The organism is Polaromonas sp. (assembly GCF_016185115.1).
GTDB lineage: Bacteria > Pseudomonadota > Gammaproteobacteria > Burkholderiales > Burkholderiaceae_C > Polaromonas.
Map to the genome: position 1 here is coordinate 60714 of NZ_JACPOF010000021.1, position 19108 is coordinate 79821.

Annotated in this window: 22 protein-coding genes; 11 read left to right on the forward strand and 11 right to left on the reverse strand. The window is 60.8% G+C overall.

From position 1 onward, the window contains the following. The first annotated feature begins 23 nt into the window (after nucleotides 1-23). A complete protein-coding gene (locus HYX42_RS15690; RefSeq protein ID WP_293404678.1) occupies nucleotides 24-1445 on the forward strand; it encodes an FAD-linked oxidase C-terminal domain-containing protein in 1422 nt (473 codons plus the stop codon). On the opposite strand, the gene HYX42_RS15695 is transcribed toward HYX42_RS15690, so the two are convergent. Next, complete coding sequence (locus HYX42_RS15695; protein WP_293404680.1) at nucleotides 1437-2342, reverse strand: LysR family transcriptional regulator; 906 nt, start codon at nucleotides 2340-2342, stop codon at nucleotides 1437-1439. The two genes, HYX42_RS15690 and HYX42_RS15695, sit on opposite strands and share 9 nt — an antisense overlap. An 89-nt stretch (nucleotides 2343-2431) precedes the next feature. Between HYX42_RS15695 and HYX42_RS15700 the strand changes: the two genes are divergently transcribed. The 4 genes from HYX42_RS15700 to HYX42_RS15715 are packed head-to-tail and all read left to right on the forward strand — an operon-like array spanning nucleotide 2432 to nucleotide 5898. After that, nucleotides 2432-3772 (forward strand): acyclic terpene utilization AtuA family protein, encoded by a 1341-nt coding sequence (locus HYX42_RS15700; protein ID WP_293404683.1) that lies wholly within the window; start codon nucleotides 2432-2434, stop codon nucleotides 3770-3772. 18 nt (nucleotides 3773-3790) lie between these two features. After that, nucleotides 3791-4117 (forward strand): hypothetical protein, encoded by a 327-nt coding sequence (locus HYX42_RS15705; protein WP_293404685.1) that lies wholly within the window; start codon nucleotides 3791-3793, stop codon nucleotides 4115-4117. Between the two features lie 27 nt (nucleotides 4118-4144). Then, a complete protein-coding gene (locus tag HYX42_RS15710) occupies nucleotides 4145-5134 on the forward strand; it encodes a tripartite tricarboxylate transporter substrate binding protein (RefSeq protein ID WP_293404688.1) in 990 nt (329 codons plus the stop codon). Beyond that, nucleotides 5131-5898, forward strand: coding sequence for an SDR family oxidoreductase (locus tag HYX42_RS15715; protein WP_293404690.1), 768 nt, complete (start codon nucleotides 5131-5133; stop codon nucleotides 5896-5898). Before HYX42_RS15710 ends, HYX42_RS15715 begins: the two co-directional genes overlap by 4 nt. 27 nt (nucleotides 5899-5925) lie before the next feature. Here HYX42_RS15715 and HYX42_RS15720 read toward each other — a convergent pair whose 3' ends face one another. The 8 genes from HYX42_RS15720 to HYX42_RS15755 all read right to left on the reverse strand — a co-directional run bounded on the left by HYX42_RS15720 (nucleotide 5926) and on the right by HYX42_RS15755 (nucleotide 12558). Beyond that, a complete protein-coding gene (locus tag HYX42_RS15720; protein ID WP_293404692.1) occupies nucleotides 5926-6864 on the reverse strand; it encodes a ParB/RepB/Spo0J family partition protein in 939 nt (312 codons plus the stop codon). Nucleotides 6865-6891: 27 nt separating this feature from the next. Next, a complete protein-coding gene (locus HYX42_RS15725; RefSeq protein WP_293404694.1) occupies nucleotides 6892-7443 on the reverse strand; it encodes an alpha/beta fold hydrolase in 552 nt (183 codons plus the stop codon). Between the two features lie 66 nt (nucleotides 7444-7509). After that, nucleotides 7510-8295, reverse strand: coding sequence for a ParA family protein (locus HYX42_RS15730; RefSeq protein ID WP_293404696.1), 786 nt, complete (start codon nucleotides 8293-8295; stop codon nucleotides 7510-7512). 25 nt (nucleotides 8296-8320) lie between these two features. After that, nucleotides 8321-8947, reverse strand: coding sequence for a LysE family transporter (locus tag HYX42_RS15735; protein ID WP_293404698.1), 627 nt, complete (start codon nucleotides 8945-8947; stop codon nucleotides 8321-8323). 128 nt (nucleotides 8948-9075) lie between these two features. Then, nucleotides 9076-9738 carry a 16S rRNA (guanine(527)-N(7))-methyltransferase RsmG gene (rsmG, locus tag HYX42_RS15740; protein WP_293404700.1) on the reverse strand — a complete coding sequence of 221 codons (663 nt, stop codon included), beginning with the start codon at nucleotides 9736-9738 and terminating at the stop codon, nucleotides 9076-9078. After that, nucleotides 9735-11735, reverse strand: a complete 2001-nt coding sequence (gene mnmG, locus HYX42_RS15745; RefSeq protein WP_293404702.1) for a tRNA uridine-5-carboxymethylaminomethyl(34) synthesis enzyme MnmG — start codon at nucleotides 11733-11735, stop codon at nucleotides 9735-9737. The genes rsmG and mnmG overlap by 4 nt, the downstream gene beginning before the upstream one ends. An 89-nt stretch (nucleotides 11736-11824) precedes the next feature. Next, entirely contained in the window at nucleotides 11825-12319 is a 495-nt protein-coding gene (locus HYX42_RS15750; protein ID WP_293404704.1) for a type II toxin-antitoxin system VapC family toxin, read from the reverse strand. Then, complete coding sequence (locus HYX42_RS15755; protein WP_293404706.1) at nucleotides 12316-12558, reverse strand: type II toxin-antitoxin system Phd/YefM family antitoxin; 243 nt, start codon at nucleotides 12556-12558, stop codon at nucleotides 12316-12318. Before HYX42_RS15755 ends, HYX42_RS15750 begins: the two co-directional genes overlap by 4 nt. Before the next feature lie 167 nt (nucleotides 12559-12725). Here HYX42_RS15755 and HYX42_RS15760 point away from each other — a divergent pair, with 167 nt between their 5' ends. Further along, entirely contained in the window at nucleotides 12726-13676 is a 951-nt protein-coding gene (locus HYX42_RS15760) for a tripartite tricarboxylate transporter substrate binding protein (protein WP_293405426.1), read from the forward strand. A gap of 329 nt (nucleotides 13677-14005) precedes the next feature. Here HYX42_RS15760 and HYX42_RS15765 read toward each other — a convergent pair whose 3' ends face one another. Beyond that, nucleotides 14006-14437 (reverse strand): surface-adhesin E family protein, encoded by a 432-nt coding sequence (locus HYX42_RS15765; RefSeq protein WP_293404709.1) that lies wholly within the window; start codon nucleotides 14435-14437, stop codon nucleotides 14006-14008. A gap of 225 nt (nucleotides 14438-14662) precedes the next feature. Between HYX42_RS15765 and HYX42_RS15770 the strand changes: the two genes are divergently transcribed. The 5 genes from HYX42_RS15770 to hprK all read left to right on the forward strand — a co-directional run bounded on the left by HYX42_RS15770 (nucleotide 14663) and on the right by hprK (nucleotide 18525). Beyond that, nucleotides 14663-15445: a class II aldolase/adducin family protein gene (locus HYX42_RS15770; RefSeq protein ID WP_293404711.1), complete on the forward strand. Its 783-nt coding sequence runs from the start codon at nucleotides 14663-14665 to the stop codon at nucleotides 15443-15445. Next, the gene (locus tag HYX42_RS15775) at nucleotides 15442-16323 is read left to right on the forward strand and encodes a bile acid:sodium symporter family protein (RefSeq protein WP_293404713.1); all 882 of its coding nucleotides are present in this window, start codon (nucleotides 15442-15444) and stop codon (nucleotides 16321-16323) included. Before HYX42_RS15770 ends, HYX42_RS15775 begins: the two co-directional genes overlap by 4 nt. A 274-nt stretch (nucleotides 16324-16597) precedes the next feature. Then, a complete protein-coding gene (gene raiA / locus HYX42_RS15780; RefSeq protein WP_293404715.1) occupies nucleotides 16598-16939 on the forward strand; it encodes a ribosome-associated translation inhibitor RaiA in 342 nt (113 codons plus the stop codon). Between the two features lie 120 nt (nucleotides 16940-17059). Then, entirely contained in the window at nucleotides 17060-17533 is a 474-nt protein-coding gene (locus tag HYX42_RS15785; protein WP_293404717.1) for a PTS sugar transporter subunit IIA, read from the forward strand. Nucleotides 17534-17574: 41 nt separating this feature from the next. After that, entirely contained in the window at nucleotides 17575-18525 is a 951-nt protein-coding gene (hprK, locus tag HYX42_RS15790) for an HPr(Ser) kinase/phosphatase (protein ID WP_293404719.1), read from the forward strand. Nucleotides 18526-18668: 143 nt separating this feature from the next. On the opposite strand, the gene fur is transcribed toward hprK, so the two are convergent. Continuing rightward, complete coding sequence (gene fur / locus HYX42_RS15795) at nucleotides 18669-19088, reverse strand: ferric iron uptake transcriptional regulator (protein ID WP_293404721.1); 420 nt, start codon at nucleotides 19086-19088, stop codon at nucleotides 18669-18671. Nucleotides 19089-19108 lie beyond the last annotated feature (20 nt).

Below are 19108 nucleotides of genomic sequence, written 5' to 3' on the forward strand. Positions count from 1 at the left end.
ATTGAAGCACCTGGAGAGACCCCATGAACGCCCCCCTGCCCAGCCACCTGCTCCCCGACATTGCCCAGCGTGAAACACCGCAGGCGCTGCTTGATGCATTGAAGGCGCGTTTTGGCGACCGCTGCTCCATCGCGCTGGTGGTGCGTGAGCAGCATGGCCGCGATGAATCATCGTTTGCCGCACCGCCGCCGTCTGCCGTGGTGTTTGCCGAGAGCACGCTTGATGTTTCAGATGCGGTGAAGCTCGCATCGCAATACAGCGTGCCGGTGATTCCTTTCGGCGTGGGCACCTCGCTTGAAGGCCACCTGCTGGCCGTGCAGGGCGGCATCAGCATTGACCTGGGCCGCATGAACAAGGTGCTGCACATCAACAACGATGACCTGACGGTGACGGTGCAGCCGGGCGTGACGCGCAAGCAGCTCAATGAAGAAGTCAAAAGCACAGGCCTCTTCTTTCCCATAGACCCGGGCGCTGATGCAACGCTGGGCGGCATGTGCGCCACGCGCGCCAGCGGTACCAACGCCGTGCGCTACGGCACCATGCGCGAGAACGTGCTGGCGCTTGAAGTAGTGACGGCCTCGGGCGAGATCATCCGCACCGGCACGCGCGCCAAAAAATCATCGGCGGGCTATGACCTGACGCGCCTGATGGTGGGCAGCGAGGGCACGCTGGGTGTGATCACTGAGGTCACGGTGCGGCTTTACCCCCTGCCCGAAGCGATATCGGCTGCGGTGTGTTCATTCCCCAGCATTGAGGCGGCGGTGTGCAGCACGATTGAAGTGATACAGATGGGCGTACCGATCGCGCGCGTCGAGCTGATAGACCACAACACCGTGCGCATGGTGAATGTGCATTCAAAACTGAATTTGCGTGAAGAGCCCATGCTGCTGATGGAGTTTCACGGCTCGCCTGCCGGTGTGAAAGAGCAGGCCGAGCTGGTGCAGGAGATTGCCAGCGGCCACGGCGGCAATGCGTTTGAATGGGCCAGCACGCCTGAAGAGCGCACACGGCTGTGGACCGCGCGTCACAACGCTTTTTTTGCGGCGATTCAATCGAAGCCGGGCTGCAAGGCGATCTCGACCGATACCTGTGTGCCGATCTCGCGCCTGGCCGATTGCCTGCTTGAATCAGTGAGCGAGGCCGATGCCAGCGGCATTCCGTACTTTCTGGTCGGCCATGTGGGTGATGGCAACTTTCACTTCGGCTACCTGATTGACCCGAACTCGCAGGCCGAACGCGAAACCGCTGAGGCGCTGAACCACAAGCTGGTGTCGCGTGCGCTGGCGCTTGAGGGCACCTGCACCGGCGAGCACGGCGTGGGCCTGCACAAGATGGACTTTTTGTTGAGCGAGGCCGGTGACGGCGCGGTCAACATGATGCGCACCATCAAGCGTGCGCTTGACCCGAAGAACATCATGAACCCGGGCAAGATCTTTTCACTTTAAGTTGGTGGTCAGCTGACGGCCTGCTTCGGTGAGCCGCTTCCACATTTCTGCCGCGGCCACCGACAGGCTGCGGTGTTTGCGCTTGATCATGTAGATGGGCCGGCGCGCCTTGGTGTCACGCACGGGCACCACCGCAATGCCGGGACGCCGGCACAGCTCCACCGCAAACTGCGGCACCACGCTGATGCCGAAGCCGTTGGCGATGAGGCCGGACATGGTCGCGAATTGCGTGACCTCCAGCCCGCTGTCGCGTATGCCGGCCGCACTTACCACCGGCAGCATCTGCTGCCAGACGCTGCCGCTGCGCACGCTGTGGATGAACTCGTGGTGCCGCAGGTCTTTCATGCGGACGCTTTTGTTTTGCGCCAGCTGGTCGCCTGCCTGGCAGATCAGGTAGAGGCGCTCATTGAACAGCAGCTGCGCCTCGAACTCCAGCACGTTGCCGCGCTGCGCATTGAGGCCGAAGTCGACCTCGCCGCGCGCCACCATTTCAAGGCAGCGGTCTGACACCACATCATGCAGGCGCATCGCAATGCCGGGGTAGTCGCTGCGAAAGCTGGCCATCTGCTGCGGTAGCCAGGATGCGGCGAGTGAGGGCGGGCCTGCAATGCTCACCCGGCCGACGTTGCGCTGTGCGCGGTCGCGCAGCTCGTGCAGGGAGGCATCCATCTCGGCGGCGATGCGGTGCGCACCCTGCGAGAACACCTCGCCCTCAGGCGTCAATGCCACATTGCGCGTGTCGCGGTCAAAGAGGCGCGCACCGACCTGTTCTTCAAGGCGGCTGATCATCTGGCTGAAAGCCGACGCTGAAACGTGGCAGCGCTCGGCAGCCACGGCAAAGCGCCGGGTTTCTTCCAGCGCCAGAAAGGCATCAATCAAACGGCCAGACAGATTCATCAGGAAAACGGGATAGTCCTTTGGATAATTTCAGTTTACATACATAAGCCAAAGGTGCAAAGTCAGGGGCTGAAAAACAAGGACGTGTGATGGAGACATTGGCCGTAGGTTGCGGTGCCGGATTTTCTGGCGACCGGGTGGATGCAGGTGCGCCTGTGGTGCGAACCCTGATAGCACGTGGCGGCCCGGCTGCGCTGATATTTGAAAACCTGGCCGAGCGCACGCTCGCCACACAGCAGCTGGCCAAACGCGCCAATCCGCAGGCAGGCTATGAACCACTGCTTGAGTTGGAACTGCGCCCCGTGCTGGCCGATTGCCTGAAGCACGGCATCACCATCGTCGGCAACTTCGGTGCGGCCAACCCTGACGGTGCGGCGCAACTCATACAGCGGCTGGCGAAAGAGCTTGGTCTGCCCACGCCACGCATCGCCGTCGTCAGGGGCGATGACCTGTCAGATACCAAAGGCCGCGCCATCGTCAAGCAACACCTGGGCGCGGGTTTTGATGAAGCGCGTTTTGTGTGTGCCAACGCTTACCAGGGCGCGTTTGAAATTGCAGAGGCCATCAAGGCCGGTGCGCAGATTGTGGTGACTGGCCGCGTGGCCGACCCGTCGCTGACGCTGGGCCCGGCGATGGCACATTTCGGCTGGGCGCACGACAACTGGGACGCGATGGCGGGTGCGACCATGGCCGGGCATTTGCTGGAGTGCGGCGCGCAGGTCAGCGGCGGTTACTTCGCCGACCCGGGTAAAAAAGATGTGTCGGGGCTTGAAGACGTGGGCTTTCCGATTGCGGAGATTTCTGCAGACGGCAGCTGCGTCGTCACCAAGGCCAGCAATACCGGTGGCCTGGTTGATGAGCGCACGGTGAAGGAGCAGCTGCTGTATGAGCTGCATGACCCGGCGACCTACATCACGCCTGATGTGGTGGCCGATATCACCGGCGCTACCGTGACGCAGCTTGGGCCTGACCGCGTGCGGCTTAGCGGCGTGCGCGGTCACGCGCGTACCGCCACGCTGAAGGCGAATGTGTTTTTTGACGGCGGCTGGTTTGGTGAGGGCGAGATCTCTTATGCCGGGCCCAACGCCGAAGCGCGTGCGCGGCTGGCGATGGACATCATGCAAAAACGCATGGGCCCATTGCTGCCGCTGCGCTTCGATTTGATAGGCGTGAGCAGCGTGCTGGGCGATGACGGTAACCGCATGCTGGGCGCTGCGCCTGTGGGTCAACTCACAGACCTTCGTTTGCGCGTGGCAGGCCAGCACCTGGAGCTGGCGGTGATTGACCGCCTGCTGCGCGAGGTCACTGCGCTATGGACGGGCGGGCCTGCGGGTGGCGGCGGTGTGCGTGTGGCCAGGCGCCAGCGGCTGTCGACACAGTCATGCCTGATTGCGCGTGCGCAGGTGCCGGCATCCTTCAGCTTTGCCTGAACCACATCAGCGAACACCATGAAACAGAACACCCTTTACGACTACGCCCACGCACGCACCGGTGACAAGGGCAACAAGGTCAACATCAGCGTGATTGCCTATACGCCTGAAGACTACGACCTGCTGGTGCAGCAGGTGACAGAAGCGCGTGTGGCTGAACACTTTGCGCATCGCAAGCCGACAAAGGTTGTGCGTTACCTGCTGCCGCTGCTGGGCGCGATGAATTTTGTGATTGACGATGTGCTTGATGGCGGGGTCAATGATTCATTGAACCTGGACATGCACGGCAAGGCGCTGTCGTTTCACCTGCTCACGCTGGGCATTGATGCATCTGCAAAAAACTGATCAACGATTCATAACAAAGGAGACAAGATGAAAAAACTGAACAAGCGCTCTGTGCTCAAGGCATTGGTAACTGCGCTGGGCGCGGCCTCTCTGGTGGCTGTCACCATGGGCAGCGCGCAGGCGCAGGGCTTTCCGGCCAAGCCTGTGCGGCTGGTGGTGCCCTTCCCTGCCGGTGCTGCAACTGACCTGGCCGCGCGTGTCGTTGGCCAGCAGTTGAGCGCTGTGCTGGGCCAGCCCTTTGTGGTCGACAACAAACCCGGTGCGGGCGGTTCGATTGCGGCCATGGAAGTCATACGCGCTGCGCCTGATGGCTACACGTTGCTGTTTTCTTCGAACTCTGCGATCTCGTCAAACGTGGCGCTGCTCAAGAAAATTCCGTATGACCCGAACAAGGATTTTTCGCCGGTGGCGGGCATAGGCGAGACCGTGCTGGTGCTGATGGTCAAGGCCAACGCGCCGCAAAAAACCGTGCAGGACCTGGTGGGTTATGCAAAGCAGCGGCCCGGCAAGGTGACGGCGGGTTATGGCTCGTCAAGCTCGCAGGTGAGTATTGCGGTGCTCAACAAGCTGGGCGGCATGGAGACGCTGCCCGTGCCTTACAAGGGCATTCCGCTGGCGGTTAATGATGTGCTGGGCGGCACACTTGACTACACCTTTGTGGATGCGGGCAACGCACTTGCGCAGTCCAAAGGTGGTGCGATGCGCGCGCTGGGCGTGACGTCGCCCAAACGCACGCCACTGGCGCCCGACTGGCCGGCACTTGCCGAGGCGCTGCCCGGCTTTGACGTGACGGCATGGTTTGCCATCGTCGGCCCTGCAGGTTTGCCCAAGGATGTGGTCGACAAACTCAATGCGACGACCAACGCCGCGCTCGTGCAAGCCGAGCTGAAAACAAAGCTGGCCGGCATAGGCATTGCACCCATGCCCATGCAGCCGGACCAGCTCAAGACCTTTATCGGCACCGAAGTTATCAAGTGGACACGGCTGGTGAAGGAAGCCAACATCCAGCCTGAATGAGCACACTGATGGGCAAGGCCAAAAAAACAATGCTGGTCACGGGCGCCAGCCGCGGCATAGGTGCAGAGATTGCGCTGCTGGCAGCACGCTCGGGTTACCGCGTGGGTGTGAATTACCTGCGCAGCGAGAAGGCCGCGCACGATGTGGTGAAAGCCATCGCGGAGGAAGGCGGCGAGGCTGTTGCGCTGCAGGCTGACGTCAGCCGGCTTGATGAAGTGGTAACCATGTTCGAGCGGCTGGATGCTGCGTTTGGCAAGCTCGATGTGCTGGTCAACAACGCGGGCGTGCTCGCCAACTTTCGTGTCGATGCTGTGGATGAACACAACGTGGCCGATGTGTTTGCGGCGAATGTGTTCAGCACTTACTACTGCTCGCGCGAGGCCATCAGGCGCATGTCCACCATGCAGGGTGGCAAGGGTGGCGTCATCATCAACATGTCATCAGTAGCGTCGCGCCTGGGCGGGCTGGGCGGTGGGGCTGCGTATGCGGCATCAAAAGCGGCGATAGACACCTTCACGCTGGCGCTGGGCAAGGAGGTGGGCGGTGAAGGCATACGCGTGAATGCGATACGCCCCGGCCTGATTGCGACCGAGATTCACGATCTGCACGGCGGCATTGAAAAAATGCAGCAGATGGCCAGGACAGCTGTGCCCCTCGGGCGTTCGGGCTCTGCGGCGGAGGTAGCCGATGTGGCGCTGTGGCTGGCGTCGGATGCCTCGTCTTATGTGCACGGCACGGTGATTGATGTGGCGGGCGGGCGCTGAAAGACGCCGCGCTCTCAAACTACATGACTACTTCGAGCCCCTGAGCCGCTCGATCAGTCCGTTCAGTTCGTCCATTGAGCCGAAATGAATGGCGACCTCGCCCACGTCCTCGCGCCTGCCGTTGCGCTTGACCTGCTTTTTGATGCGCACCTCGACCTCGGCCGTCAGCAGGTCGGCAAGCTCTTCTTCCACCCGGCGCGTGTCGCGGGATTTCTCCTTGCTGGCCTTTTGGGGCTGCAGCGAGAATTCGGCGCTGAGTTTTTTGACCAGGCTTTCGGCTTCGCGCACTGACATCTTTTTGGCGCTGATCTGGTTGGCCGCCGTGATCTGGGTGGCGCGGTCCAGGCCCAGAAGCGCCCGGGCGTGGCCCATGTCGATGTCACCGGCCATCAGCATGGTCTGCACCGGCTCGGCCAGGTTCAGCAGGCGCAGCAGGTTGGACGCTGCGCTGCGCGAGCGACCGACGGCTTGCGCTGCAAGTTCATGAGTGAGCCCAAACTCTTTCACCAGACGTTGCAGGCCATGGGCTTCTTCAAGCGGGTTGAGGTCTTCGCGCTGTATGTTTTCAATCAGCGCCATGGCGGCGGCGGACTCGTCAGGCACGTCGCGCACCAGAACCGGCACGCTGTCCAGGCCGGCAATTTTGGCCGCGCGGAAGCGGCGCTCACCGGCAATGATTTCGTATTTGCCGTCGTTAGCGCCGCTGGTTAGCCGCCTGACCAGAATGGGCTGCATGATGCCCTGGACCTTGATGGACTCGGCCAGCTCGTACAAAGCGCCCTCGTCCATACGGGTACGCGGCTGGTACTGGCCGGCCACCATGTCTGAAAGCCGCAGCGATGCAGGCAGGCCGGGGCCGCTCACGCTGCTGGTGTTGTTGTCGGCATCGGATGAGTTTTCACTGACCTTGGGGCCCAGCAATGCTTCGAGTCCGCGGCCCAGGCCTTTTGGTTTTTTGGTGACCATGCTTGTGTTTTCTTTCTGGATGTCGGTTCAGGCGGCAGGGCTGCAAGCCATGAGTTGTTGTAACTGTGCAAACGCTTCGGGCCATTCGCCCAGGCCGCTTTCGCTGTTGAGGTGACCGAGTTCGCCGGTATTGTGTAACTGCGAACCCCATGCGTTAGCCATCTGCCGGGCGCGCTCAAAGCTGCACCAAGGGTCGTTGCTGCTGGCGAACATGACGGAGGCAAATGGGAGTTTGTTCATCGCCACGGGTGTCCAGCTGGACAACATCTGGCTGAGGTCTTCACGTTCAAGGTCAGGCGGCGCGGCGAACAAGGCTGCTTTCACGCGGTGCGTGTTTTTTGAATGTGAGGCCCATGCGGCAGCATGGATGCAGCCCAGGCTGTGGGCGACCAGCACGGCAGGCTCGTCACACGAAAGCAGCACATCTTCAAGCCGCGAGAGCCAGTCGCCGCGCAGGGGCCTCTCCCAGCTGTGCTGCTCGACCCGCGTATAGCCGTGCGCGTTTTCCCACAGGCTCTGCCAGTGGTCCGGGCCGCTGTTGTGCCAGCCGGGAAGAATGAGGACGTTGCGCGGGTTCATGCTCGAATAAATCTGCTATTAAATTTGTAGCGCCCGTGGTTTTTGATGGCCACGGCGGGGGTCTGCCTACATCGCCTTGATGCGGGCGACCATTTCTTCGGCGAAAGCTATGAAGGCCTGTGCACCCTTGGAAGATGGGTCGAAAACCACGCCCGGCAAACCATAACTCGGTGCTTCGGCCAGCCGCACGTTGCGCGGTATGACGGTGTTGAACACCTTGTCGCCAAAGTGGTCCTTGAGCTGGTCGCTGACCTGCTGCTGCAAGGTGATGCGCGGGTCGAACATGACGCGCAGCAGGCCGATGATGGCCAGGTCTTTATTGAGGTTGGCGTGCACCTGCTTGATGGTGTTGACCAGGTCGGTCAGGCCTTCGAGCGCAAAGTATTCACACTGCATGGGCACGATCACGCCATGCGCGCAGCACAGGCCGTTGAGCGTGAGCATGCTCAGCGATGGCGGGCAGTCTATGAGGACAAAGTCGTAGTCCTTGTCGGCTTCAGCCAGTGCCAGCTTGAGGCGCTTTTCGCGGCGCTCGACATCGACCAGTTCAACCTCTGCACCTGCCAGCTCACGATTCGCCCCGAGGATGTCGTAGCTACAGCCGCCGTCAATCAGCTTCTGGCTTTTGACGCGCGCTTCTGCAATCGTGGCGGACTCAAGCAGCACGTCGTACACCGTGTGCTCCAGCTTGCGTTTGTCCACACCCGAGCCCATGGTGGCATTGCCCTGTGGGTCGAGGTCAATCATCAGCACGCGCTGGCCGACCTTGGCAAGTCCCGCGGCCAGATTGACAGTCGTTGTGGTTTTGCCGACGCCGCCTTTTTGATTCGCGACACAGAAAATTTTGGCCATGTGTATACGTGCTTCTTGTTATTGCTTATTTGGACATGGCCAGTTTGAGACCAAAACCGATGAGGAAAATACCCGCTGCCTTGTTGAGGAAGGCCGAGACTTTTGGGTTGGCTCGAATGCGTTCAGCCAGGTAGTAGGTAATCAGCACTGAGGTCAGGCCATACATAAAGGTCAGCACGGCAATGGTGGCAGCCATGACGCCGAAAGTCTTGAGGCCCTGGTGTGTGGCCGGGTCAACGAACAGCGGGAAGAAGGCCATGTAGAAAACAATCGCCTTGGGGTTGAGCAGGGTTATGAGCAGTGTCTGGCGGAAGAAATGGCGGGGCTTCATTTGCAGGATGGGCGCGTCACCCGGTTTGGCCATCAGTAACTTGATGCCCAGCCAGGCCAGGTACACGGCACCCGCCCACTGAACGATATGAAAGGCGGTTGGGTAGGCGGCCATCACGGCGGATACACCGGCCACTGCCGCCCAGAGCAACACCTGGTCGCCAGCGATCACGCCAAAGGTGGCGCCCAGCCCGCCGGGAATACCGCCCTTGCTGGTCGAGGTGATGAGTGCGAGGTTGCCTGGCCCGGGAATCAGCAGAAAAACAATGATGGCGACGACAAAAGCGCCGTAATCTGCGACGCCAGCAAATGAGCCGAGCATGAAAACCCTCTGAAAGTGGAGGTGTGAGTTTAAGGCATGGCCCCACGCTTTTCACTTCGTGTAAGGCGCTGCCCCCCGAGGGGGCGCATTTTTTCTTGGGGCGGCCCGGCGAAAAAACATGCTGCGGTCTATTGGTCTGCTTTTTGTCGCATCCAGACGATGCAGCGCTCGGCATCCAGACCCGGAACGTTCAACTGTTCCACGTGAAACACCTCAACCGTAGCTGGCAGGGTCGCAACCTCGTCTGCCGGATGTTTGCCCTTCATCGCCATCCATACCCCGGAGGATGAAAGTGCGGCGGCCGACCAGTTGGTGAAGTCAGGCAGTGAGGCGAAGGCGCGGGAGCAGATCACATCGAAAGTCTCGGTGATGTTTTCGACCCTTGAATGCAGCCCTGTCAGGTTGGGCAACTTCAGGGCCAGTGCCGCTTGCTTGATAAAGGCGGCCTTTTTGGCGACGGTGTCCACGCAAGTCACTGCGACATTCGGGCAACAAATGGCAATCACCACACCGGGCAGGCCTGCGCCCGAGCCAACATCGAGCAGTCGGCTGCCCTGCTCCAGTCCGGCTTTTTGCAGATGCCGCATCAAGGGTGTGATCGCGGCGAGGCTGTCGAGCAGGTGATGCGTCATCATCTCTGCCGGGTCTCGCACGGCGGTCAGGTTGTAGACCCTGGTCCATTTGGCTATCAGGTCCTGATAGTCCAGCAGCTGGCTTACCTGCACATCGCTCAATTGAAGTCCAAGCGTCGCCAGCCCCTGCCTGAGGGTTTGTTCCGAAGCTCCGCTCATGCTTCAGCGGAGTCCGTAGCTTTGACCGGAACAGTGTTCTTCCACAGGTTCTTTTTCAGGTGAACGAGAAGGAGCGACACGGTTGCGGGTGTGATGCCGGAGATTCGCGAGGCCAGGCCCAGGGTTTCAGGCCGGTGTTTGGCGAGCTTCTGCCGGGCCTCAAAACTCAGGGCCGACACCTGCAAGTAATCCAGGTCCGGGGGCAGTTTGAGGTTTTCGTAGTGCGCGGCACGCTCGACTTCGGTCTTCTGCAGGTCGATATAACCGGCGTACTTGGCGGTGATCTCGATCTGCTCGACCACACTTTTCACCAGATCCGGCGGCAGCATGGTGGGGCTTGTTTCACGTGAAACGTCTGCGTTGAGGGGAATGTCCGGGTTGGCGTACTTGCCTTCGCCCAGTGACATCAGCCCTGCATAGTTCACATCGGGGCGTCTGAGCAAATCCGCAAAGTTGTACTCACGCTCGATGGCCTTGCCCAGAACGCGCTCGGCCTCAGGCGCAGACAGGGTGTTGGGGTTCACCCAGATGGCGCGGAGCCGTTCTGTTTCACGTGAAACAGCGTCGCGTTTGCGGTTGAAAGCGTCCCAGCGCTCGTCGTCCACCAGCCCCAGCTCCCTGCCCTTTTCGGTCAGGCGCATGTCGGCGTTGTCTTCACGCAGCATCAGGCGGAACTCGGCCCGGCTGGTAAACATCCGGTAAGGCTCGGTCACGCCCTTGGTGATCAGGTCGTCGACCAGTACGCCGAGGTAGGCTTCGTCGCGCTTGGGCAGCCAGCTTTCCTTGCCCTGGCACTGCAGCGCGGCATTGATGCCGGCGAACATGCCCTGGGCGGCGGCCTCTTCATAACCCGTGGTGCCGTTGATCTGTCCGGCAAAGAACAGCCCTCCGATAGCGCGTGTTTCAAAGCTGGTTTTCAGTGCGCGCGGGTCGAAGTAGTCGTACTCGATGGCGTAGCCGGGCCGCAGGATGTGGGCGTTTTCCATGCCCGCCATGGAGCGCACCAGCTCGTACTGGATGTCGAAAGGCAGGCTGGTCGAGATGCCGTTGGGGTAAATTTCGTGGGTGGTCAGGCCTTCCGGCTCCAGGAAAATCTGATGGCTGTCCTTCCCGGCAAAGCGGTTGATCTTGTCTTCAACACTCGGGCAATAACGCGGGCCCACGCCGTCTATCTTGCCGGTGAACATGGGGCTGCGGTCGAAACCCGAGCGGATGATGTCGTGGGTACGCTCATTGGTATGGGTGATCCAGCACGGCACCTGCCTCGGGTGGGCAATCCTGCCGCCCATAAAACTGAAGACCGGCACATCACCTTCAATGCCCCCGGGCATGCCGTCGCCGGGTTGTTCGGTGCATTTGCTGAAGTCTATGGTCCGGCCGTCTATGCGCGGCGGCGTGCCGGTTTTCAGCCTGCCCTGCGGCAGCTTCAATTCCTTCAGCCGCGCCGAGAGCGACACAGCCGGCGGGTCGCCCGCCCTGCCTGCTGAATAGTTCTGCAGCCCCACATGGATCTTGCCGTCAAGGAAAGTGCCTGCCGTCAGTACCACGGTGCGCGAGCGGAACTTGATACCGACCTGGGTGACGGCGCCGATCACGCGGTCGCCCTCCACCATCAGGTCGTCCACCGCCTGTTGAAAGAGCCAGAGGTTGGGCTGGTTCTCAAGTTTGCGGCGTATGGCGGCCTTGTACAAAATGCGGTCGGCCTGCGCCCGGGTGGCGCGCACGGCCGGGCCCTTGGAACTGTTGAGGATGCGGAACTGTATGCCGCCCTCGTCGGTCGCCAGCGCCATCGCGCCGCCCATGGCATCGACCTCCTTGACCAGGTGGCCCTTGCCTATGCCGCCTATCGAGGGGTTGCAGCTCATCTGCCCCAGCGTCTCGATGTTGTGGGTGAGCAGCAATGTCTTGCAGCCCATGCGTGCCGAGGCCAGCGCGGCCTCGGTGCCGGCATGGCCGCCGCCGACGACGATGACGTCAAATTCCTGTGGGTAAAACATCAAGGCTCCGTAGGGCCGCCCCAGGGACGACTTGCGCCCCCTCGGGGGGCAGAGAGGCGGCAAAGCCGCAAACGTGGGGACAACATTTTTTAACTTTCTATCAATTCAGTCTGCAAACCCATGCCGCGCGCGACCTGGGCCTGGCGGCGGTCAGCCGTCACAAACAAATCCACACGGGTGGCCAATGCGCTCCCCACATGCAGGGCATCCATGCCGCGCAAGGGGCCCTGCTCCATGGCCGCAAAGGCAAAACGCTCGACATGCACATCCAGGGGCACCAGCGTCATGTCGGCCACATCGCGTTGGGCTGCTGTCCAGGCGCGGTCAAACTCGGACGCCGGCAGGCTGCCCTCGCGTCGGCGGCGAAGCAGCGCGGAGGCCACCTCTGTTTTGCAATGCGCCGCCACCAATAACTCGCTGGCAGCCTCGAACAAGGCCAGCACCCGCTCGCGCCCGGCTTCGCTGGCATAACGTTTGGTCAGCGCCGAAGCGTCGAACATGAGCCGGGCGTCGCCATCACGGGCCGTCACACGCGTGGGCAATGAAGCCGTAGCGTAGGCAGCTTTTGCGGCTTTGGCCTTCAAAACGGCGCCTCATTGCGTTCGTCCAGAACGGCTTGCGACAGCGACACACCTTCCGGCAAAACCACCGGTTCAAAGGGCCGCTTCCAGCTCGGCACTTTGGCGGGCTCTTCAGCGGCCACCGGCACCAGCTGCGCCACAGGTTTGCCATGCCGCAAAATGCGCACGGTTTCGCCCTTCTGGACCAGGTCCAGCATGGCAGAGGCGTTGGCGCGGAATTCACTCAGGGGAATGGAATGCATATTTGTACAAATTCATGATTTTGTACATTTTAGCAGTTTGGTCGCGTTGCCGCCCGCTGGCATTTGATTCCCGCACAGCTATGGTGAAATGTCCTGATCAACAGGAGACAGACATGCACATCAAACGCCGTCTCGCGGTCCAGGCCGGGCTTAAAACCGGCGTCCTCATGGCTGCGGCGATTGCGCTGCCGGGGCTTGTGGGCAAGGCCCGGGCCCAGGGCGCGTGGCCCAGCAAACCGATACGCCTGCTGGTGCCCTTCGCGCCCGGCGGCAGTTCTGAAATCGTGGCCCGCTCCGCTGCCAACGAGCTCACCAAAAGCCTGGGCCAGAGCGTGTTTGTCGAGAACAAGCCCGGAGCCAGCGGCAATATTGCGATGCAGGAATGCGCCATCGCCAGTGACGGCCACACCATCATCCTGGGCCACATCGGCACGCTGGCGGTGAACCCCTATATCTTTGAGCGGCTGCCCTTCGACACCAACAGGGATTTCAAACCCATCTCGCTGCTGGCCAAGGTGCCCAGCCTGTATGTGGTCAACAGCGAGGTGCCTGCAAAAAACCTCAGGGAGTTCATCGCGCTGGCCAAATCAAGACCCGGCCGCATGAATTACGGCTCTGCGGGCAACGGCAGCGCCGGCCACCTGGCGTTTGAATACCTCAAGATGGCGGCCGACATCTATGTGCTGCATGTGCCCTACCGCGGTACCGGCCCGCAGTTGACCGACCTGCTGGCGGGCCGGCTCGACGCCGCCGCCGTGGGCGCACCTGCCATCCTGGCGCATATCAAGTCGGGCAAGCTGCGCGCGATTGCCACCGGCACCAAAGAGCGCCTGCCCCAGTTGCCCGACGTGCCCACAGTGGCTGAAAGCGGATACCCCGGCTTCGAGATGACACAGTGGTACGGCCTGAATGCGCCTGCCAGCATGCCCCAGTCTTCCATCGACAAAATTGCCGAGGCCTGCGGCAAGGCCATGCGAAACGCCAGCGCCACCGAACGCCTGCGTGGCGACACAGCCCAGCCCGTGGGCGACACGCCGGCGCAATATGGCGCCTTCATCACTGCCGAACAGGCGCGCTGGAAGCAGGTGGTGGCCAGGGCGAAGATCAAGCCCGATTAGGGCACGAATTGATTGCTATCGATTTAATAGCTACTCACGTGCGTATCTATTGGGCTTGAGGCCGATTTGATGCCTGAAAACACCTTCAAAACCATTAAAAGTTAAGTTCCATATTAACTTTTTGGGTTTTGGCCGGGCTCAATGGCCCAAATGTTAACTTCCATATTAACAATTCACGGTTTTCAGGGCGATTTCAGGTGCCAAATATGGCCCTGGGCCAATGAATACGCACGTGAGCAGCTACTGTTTTTATAGCAAATCGCTGCCGCAATGGACGTGCGAGGCGGAGACGACCCTCGAGCTGATCCGGTTCAAGGCTTTGCCCTGATTTATTTCCTGTCGCCGTCAGTCACCACGCAGGCCGCGCGGATGATGCGCGCGCTCGGGTTGGGGCTGACGTCGCGGAACAGCATGGGGCGCGGCGTGCCTGTGGTGTAGTCAGCCGTTTTGTGCGACTCGCCCTTCCAGAGCGCCTGCATGAAGTAGGTGATGGACACATACCGTGCGCTGCGGTTCACGCAGTCAAAGGTGACCAGTGAGCGGTATGAGCGGTATGGCACATTGTCCCAGCTCGTGCGCGTCGCCGCGCGGTTAACCCGGACGCGAAGCGTGCGCATGTCACCCGAGGTCATCGATTCGGGGTCGACCTGTATGGTGTCAAGCGCAGCGTCCCTGTCGTCCCCGATAACGGTGAACCAGTGCGCCTGGGCGTGTGCCCCGGAAGCACCCAGCAGACAGAGCAGAGCAGCGATGATTCTCATGGAGGGCCCTGTTGTGGGGATGGCGTGGTGCAGACGGCACGGCGCAAGGGGAAATCATACCCAGAGCTGTCAACGCCTGCAATGCTCCATGACATGCCTGCAGCCCTGTTGCCACATGCTGCGGTGTCGCCGGTTTGCCTGGCATGCGGCTGGTTTGTGGGCTACAGTGGCCCGAAAAGAAGCCGGGCTCATTCAAGCAACGCCCCACAACAGGAGACAAGGCACATGCACATCCCTTCACTGAAAGAAGCCGTCAGCGCGGAAGAATGGCAACTGCGCTGCGACCTCGCGGCCTGCTACCGGCTGGTCGCGCTTTATGGCTGGAGCGACCTGGTTTTTACCCACATCACGGCCAAGCTGCCCGAATCGGTGTCCGGCTCCGGGGGCCATCACTTCCTCATCAACCCCTACGGCCTGATGTTCGACGAGATCACGGCGTCCAGCCTGGTCAAGGTTGACGGCCAGTGCAACAAAATCATTGAATCACCCTTCCCGGTCAACCCTGCGGGTTTTGTGATTCACAGCGCGGTGCATGAGGCGCGCGCGGACGCGGGCTGTGTGCTGCACACCCACACGCGCGCCGGCGTGGCTGTCAGCGCGCAGAAGTGCGGCGTGCTGCCCATCAGCCAGCAATCGACCTTTGTGCTGGGTTCGCTCGCGTATCACGAGTACGAAGGCGTGGCCTTCAGGGATGAAGAAAAACCGCGCCTGCAGGCCGACCTCGGCAAGGCCAACTTTCTGATGCTGCGCAACCATGGCCTTCTGGTCGTCGGCAAGACGATTGCCGATGCGTTTCTGAGCATGTACACCTTCGAGAACACCTGCCGCATACAGATAGACGCCCAATCAGGCGGATACACGGGCGGTGAGCTGACCAGCGTCAACCCGCAAATCGTCAAGGGCGTGGCCGAGGCGATGCGTGTGCAGACCGGCGGCCTGGGCGGCTCCTTTGTCTGGCCGTCGCTGCTGCGCAAGCTCGACAGGATTGATGAAGGCTACAAGTCATGAACGGCAACCTTCTCGTCACACAGTTGCTGGTGATCGCGCTGGCGCTGGTGATGTTCGGGCTGGGCCTGTCGCTCAGCACGCAGGACTTCACGCGGTTGCTCAAGCACCCCAAAGCGGTCATCATTGCGCTGGCGCTTCAGATCATTTTGCTTCCGCTGGCCTGCTACCTGCTGATCGTGGCGCTGAATGTGCCGCCGCTGTTTGCGGTGGGGCTGATGCTGCTGGCCGCCTCGCCGGGCGGCATCTCGGCCAACCTGTTCAGCCACCTGTTCGGCGGCAATGTGGCGATGAACATCTCGCTGACGGCGATCAACACCGTGCTGTCCATCGTCACCCTGCCCGTCATCAGCAACTGGGCCATCAATACCTTTGCGAAAACCGGCCAGGTCGTACCGCTGCAGACCGGCAAGGTGGTCGAGGTCATCGTCATCGTGCTGGTGCCGGTGTGCATTGGCATGTGGGTGCGTACCTGGAAACCGGCTTTTGCGGCGCGTTCTGAAAAGCCCATGAAGATCTTCAGCGCCGTGGTGCTGGCCGTGGTGGCGATTGGCGCGCTCCTGAAAGAGTGGCAGGCGCTGAGTACAAGTTTTGCCAGCGTCGGCCCCGCAGTGGTCGCTTTCAACATCGTCAGCCTGCTGGCCGGTTATTACCTTTCGCGCGTCGCCGGCCTGGACAAACCCATGTCAACTGCCATCAGTTATGAAATCGGCATACACAACTCGACGCTGGCGATTTTTATTGCGCTGGCTGTGCTGAACAACTTCCAGCTGGCGCTGCCTGCGGCGATTTATTCCGTCAGCATGTATGTGACGGCGACGCTGTTCGGTCTGCTGGTCCTGAGACGCGGTGATACGTCAGCGGTGATCGCCCCGCACTGAACTGCTGGGCAGGGGCTGCGCGCCCTGTTTTACGCGCCGGGAATTTGCCCAATAGATGATTTTAGGCAGTTATTTGGCTGCAAACATACCCGCAAGCCCTGTCCACCGCGGGTTTTTGAGCCAGCGCAAATAGTTGCACTTATTGTGCGCTGCAGGATTGCTTTTGCCCGGCTTCAGGCGCATAGTGAATTCAAGAGAGTGTCCCGTTGCCACTCGCCTTGATGGGCAGGTGGCTTTTTCAACCCGTTCCATTTTGTGGAAAAGGAGTCTCTTTATGAACTTGACGATCAGCGGTCACCATCTTGAAGTTACGCCCGCGCTGCGTGGTTATGTGACAAGCAAGCTGGATCGGATTACCCGGCACTTTGACCAGGTAGTGGACGTAAAAGTCCTGTTGACGGTAGACAACATGAAGGAAAAGGAAAGACGCCAGCGTGCCGAGTGCAATGTGCATGTCAAGGGACGCGATTTGTTTGCCGAATGTTCCCACGCTGATCTCTATGCAGCTGTTGACGAGTTGACCGACAAGCTGGACCGCCAGGTGAGCCGGTATAAAACAAAAACCCAGGACCACCACCACCAGGCCACCAAACGACAGGAAATACCGCTGGCCTGAATACAACGGACATGGGCAGTAGAGCCCCAAAAAGCAAGCCGCCACTGCCTGGCGGCTTTTTTATGTGCGCAATGGCGTCGAACTCACGGTAAAGTGCATAATTCGCCCTCTAACAATGCCATGAACCGTCTTTCGCAAATTTTGCCTCCCTCGCAGGTGCTGGTCAGTGTTGAAGCAACCAGCAAAAAGCGCGCTTTTGAAGAAGCCGGGCTGCTGTTTGAAAATCTGCACGGACTGAACCGTGCGCTGATTACAGACAGCCTGTTTGCCCGCGAGCGCCTCGGTTCCACCGGCCTAGGCCATGGCGTGGCCATACCGCACGGGCGCATCAAGGGGCTCAAGGCGCCCATGGCGGCCGTCTTCCAGCTGCATGCGGCCATCGGGTTTGATGCTCCGGACGAGCAGGCCGTCGCCCTGCTGATCTTTTTGCTGGTGCCCGAAGCGGCGACGCAAAAACACCTTGAAATACTGTCTGAAATCGCCGAGTTGCTGAGCGACAGCGTGCTGCGTGAACAGCTCAAGACCAGTACCGATGCGGCAGCCCTGCACCAGCTGATTTCGTCCTGGCGTTCGGCCCATCAGGCCAGCGCCTGATTCCGGTTTTCTTTTTTCCCTGATTTTTTGAGCCCGCAGGCATGAAGCCCACCGCCATCAGCGCCGACGTCCTGTTTGAAGACCACAGGGCGGCACTGAAGTGGGAGTGGGTCGCCGGACTGGGGGCTTCCGAACGGCGTTTTGACGAAGTGGCGGTTCGTGCGGCACGTTCCGGCGCCGACCTGGTCGGTTACCTCAATTACATCCACCCCTACCGGGTGCAGATTCTGGGCGAACGCGAAGTTGCGTACCTGACCAGCGCCAGCCCCGAGGACTGCGCCCGCCGCATCTCGCGCATCATCACGCTGGAGCCGCCTGTGCTCATCGTGGCCGACGGCCAGACTGCGCCAGACACGCTGTTGTCGATGTGCGAACGCGCACAGATGCCGATGTTCGCCACGCCGGAATCGGCCGCGTTTGTCATTGACGTGCTGCGCGCCTACCTGTCAAAACACTTTGCCGACCGTACCTCCATGCACGGTGTGTTCATGGACATCCTGGGCATGGGTGTGATGATCACGGGTGAGTCCGGCCTTGGCAAAAGCGAGCTCGGCCTGGAGCTGATCTCACGCGGCCACGGACTGGTGGCCGACGACGCGGTTGACCTGTACCGCATCAACCAGACCACGATTGAAGGGCGCTGCCCCGACCTGCTGCAAAACCTGCTGGAAGTGCGCGGCATAGGCCTGCTCGACATCAAGGCGATTTTTGGCGAAACGGCTGTGCGCCGCAAGATGCGGCTCAAGCTCATCGTGCACCTGGTGCGGCGCGAAACGCTGGAGCGCGAGTACGAACGAATTCCCTATGAACCGCTGACGCAGGACGTGCTGGGCATACCGGTGCGCAAGGTCATCATCCAGGTGGAGGCCGGCCGCAATATCGCCGTGCTGGTCGAAGCCGCCGTGCGCAACGCCATCCTGCAGCTCCGCGGCATCCACACCTACCAGGAATTCGTCGAACGCCACCGCCGCGCGATGGAACAAGACGAGTAGCTAAAGGCGCTCGATTATCCGTCCCCGTCTTCGCAAGCAGGGGCCGCGGAACTGGCTTCGCCAGGCCGCAGGCGCAGCGGCCCCCTAGGGGGGCAGGGCGCTACACGAAGTGAGCAACCGTGGGGGCTATTTCCGTGGGGTCTCTACTTCTTTTCAGCGCAGGTTGAGCACAAGCCGTAAAGCGACATGGCGTGATCCTGCAGGATCCAGCCTTTGGCCTTGGCCACTATTTGCTGGCGTTTTTCGATTTCGGCGTCGTAAAACTCTTCCACCCGGCCGCATGAGGTGCAGATGAGGTGGTCGTGATGGTGGCCTTCGTTGATTTCGTAAACCGCCTTGCCGCTCTCAAAATGGCTGCGGCTCAGGATGCCGGCTTGCTCGAACTGTGTCAGCACGCGGTAGACCGTGGCCAGCCCGATATCGGTGCGGTCTTCGAGCAGGACACGGAACACGTCTTCAGCTGTCAGGTGCCGCCGCGTGCTTTTCTGGAACACATCCAGAATCTTCAGCCGCGGCAAAGTGGCCTTGAGCCCGGTGCTTTTGAGTTCGTCGATGTTGCTCATTGAATTTCTCTCGGAAATGC

Bases quoted from the DNA above. Each gene is read 5' to 3' on its own strand.
- HYX42_RS15690 (WP_293404678.1), top strand. From the start codon at position 24: ATGAACGCCCCCCTGCCCAGCCACCTGCTCCCCGACATTGCCCAGCGT.
- HYX42_RS15695 (WP_293404680.1), bottom strand. From the start codon at position 2,342: ATGAATCTGTCTGGCCGTTTGATTGATGCCTTTCTGGCGCTGGAAGAA.
- HYX42_RS15700 (WP_293404683.1), top strand. From the start codon at position 2,432: ATGGAGACATTGGCCGTAGGTTGCGGTGCCGGATTTTCTGGCGACCGG.
- HYX42_RS15705 (WP_293404685.1), top strand. From the start codon at position 3,791: ATGAAACAGAACACCCTTTACGACTACGCCCACGCACGCACCGGTGAC.
- HYX42_RS15710 (WP_293404688.1), top strand. From the start codon at position 4,145: ATGAAAAAACTGAACAAGCGCTCTGTGCTCAAGGCATTGGTAACTGCG.
- HYX42_RS15715 (WP_293404690.1), top strand. From the start codon at position 5,131: ATGAGCACACTGATGGGCAAGGCCAAAAAAACAATGCTGGTCACGGGC.
- HYX42_RS15720 (WP_293404692.1), bottom strand. From the start codon at position 6,864: ATGGTCACCAAAAAACCAAAAGGCCTGGGCCGCGGACTCGAAGCATTG.
- HYX42_RS15725 (WP_293404694.1), bottom strand. From the start codon at position 7,443: ATGAACCCGCGCAACGTCCTCATTCTTCCCGGCTGGCACAACAGCGGC.
- HYX42_RS15730 (WP_293404696.1), bottom strand. From the start codon at position 8,295: ATGGCCAAAATTTTCTGTGTCGCGAATCAAAAAGGCGGCGTCGGCAAA.
- HYX42_RS15735 (WP_293404698.1), bottom strand. From the start codon at position 8,947: ATGCTCGGCTCATTTGCTGGCGTCGCAGATTACGGCGCTTTTGTCGTC.
- rsmG (WP_293404700.1), bottom strand. From the start codon at position 9,738: ATGAGCGGAGCTTCGGAACAAACCCTCAGGCAGGGGCTGGCGACGCTT.
- mnmG (WP_293404702.1), bottom strand. From the start codon at position 11,735: ATGTTTTACCCACAGGAATTTGACGTCATCGTCGTCGGCGGCGGCCAT.
- HYX42_RS15755 (WP_293404706.1), bottom strand. From the start codon at position 12,558: ATGCATTCCATTCCCCTGAGTGAATTCCGCGCCAACGCCTCTGCCATG.
- HYX42_RS15760 (WP_293405426.1), top strand. From the start codon at position 12,726: ATGGCTGCGGCGATTGCGCTGCCGGGGCTTGTGGGCAAGGCCCGGGCC.
- HYX42_RS15765 (WP_293404709.1), bottom strand. From the start codon at position 14,437: ATGAGAATCATCGCTGCTCTGCTCTGTCTGCTGGGTGCTTCCGGGGCA.
- HYX42_RS15770 (WP_293404711.1), top strand. From the start codon at position 14,663: ATGCACATCCCTTCACTGAAAGAAGCCGTCAGCGCGGAAGAATGGCAA.
- HYX42_RS15775 (WP_293404713.1), top strand. From the start codon at position 15,442: ATGAACGGCAACCTTCTCGTCACACAGTTGCTGGTGATCGCGCTGGCG.
- raiA (WP_293404715.1), top strand. From the start codon at position 16,598: ATGAACTTGACGATCAGCGGTCACCATCTTGAAGTTACGCCCGCGCTG.
- HYX42_RS15785 (WP_293404717.1), top strand. From the start codon at position 17,060: ATGAACCGTCTTTCGCAAATTTTGCCTCCCTCGCAGGTGCTGGTCAGT.
- hprK (WP_293404719.1), top strand. From the start codon at position 17,575: ATGAAGCCCACCGCCATCAGCGCCGACGTCCTGTTTGAAGACCACAGG.
- fur (WP_293404721.1), bottom strand. From the start codon at position 19,088: ATGAGCAACATCGACGAACTCAAAAGCACCGGGCTCAAGGCCACTTTG.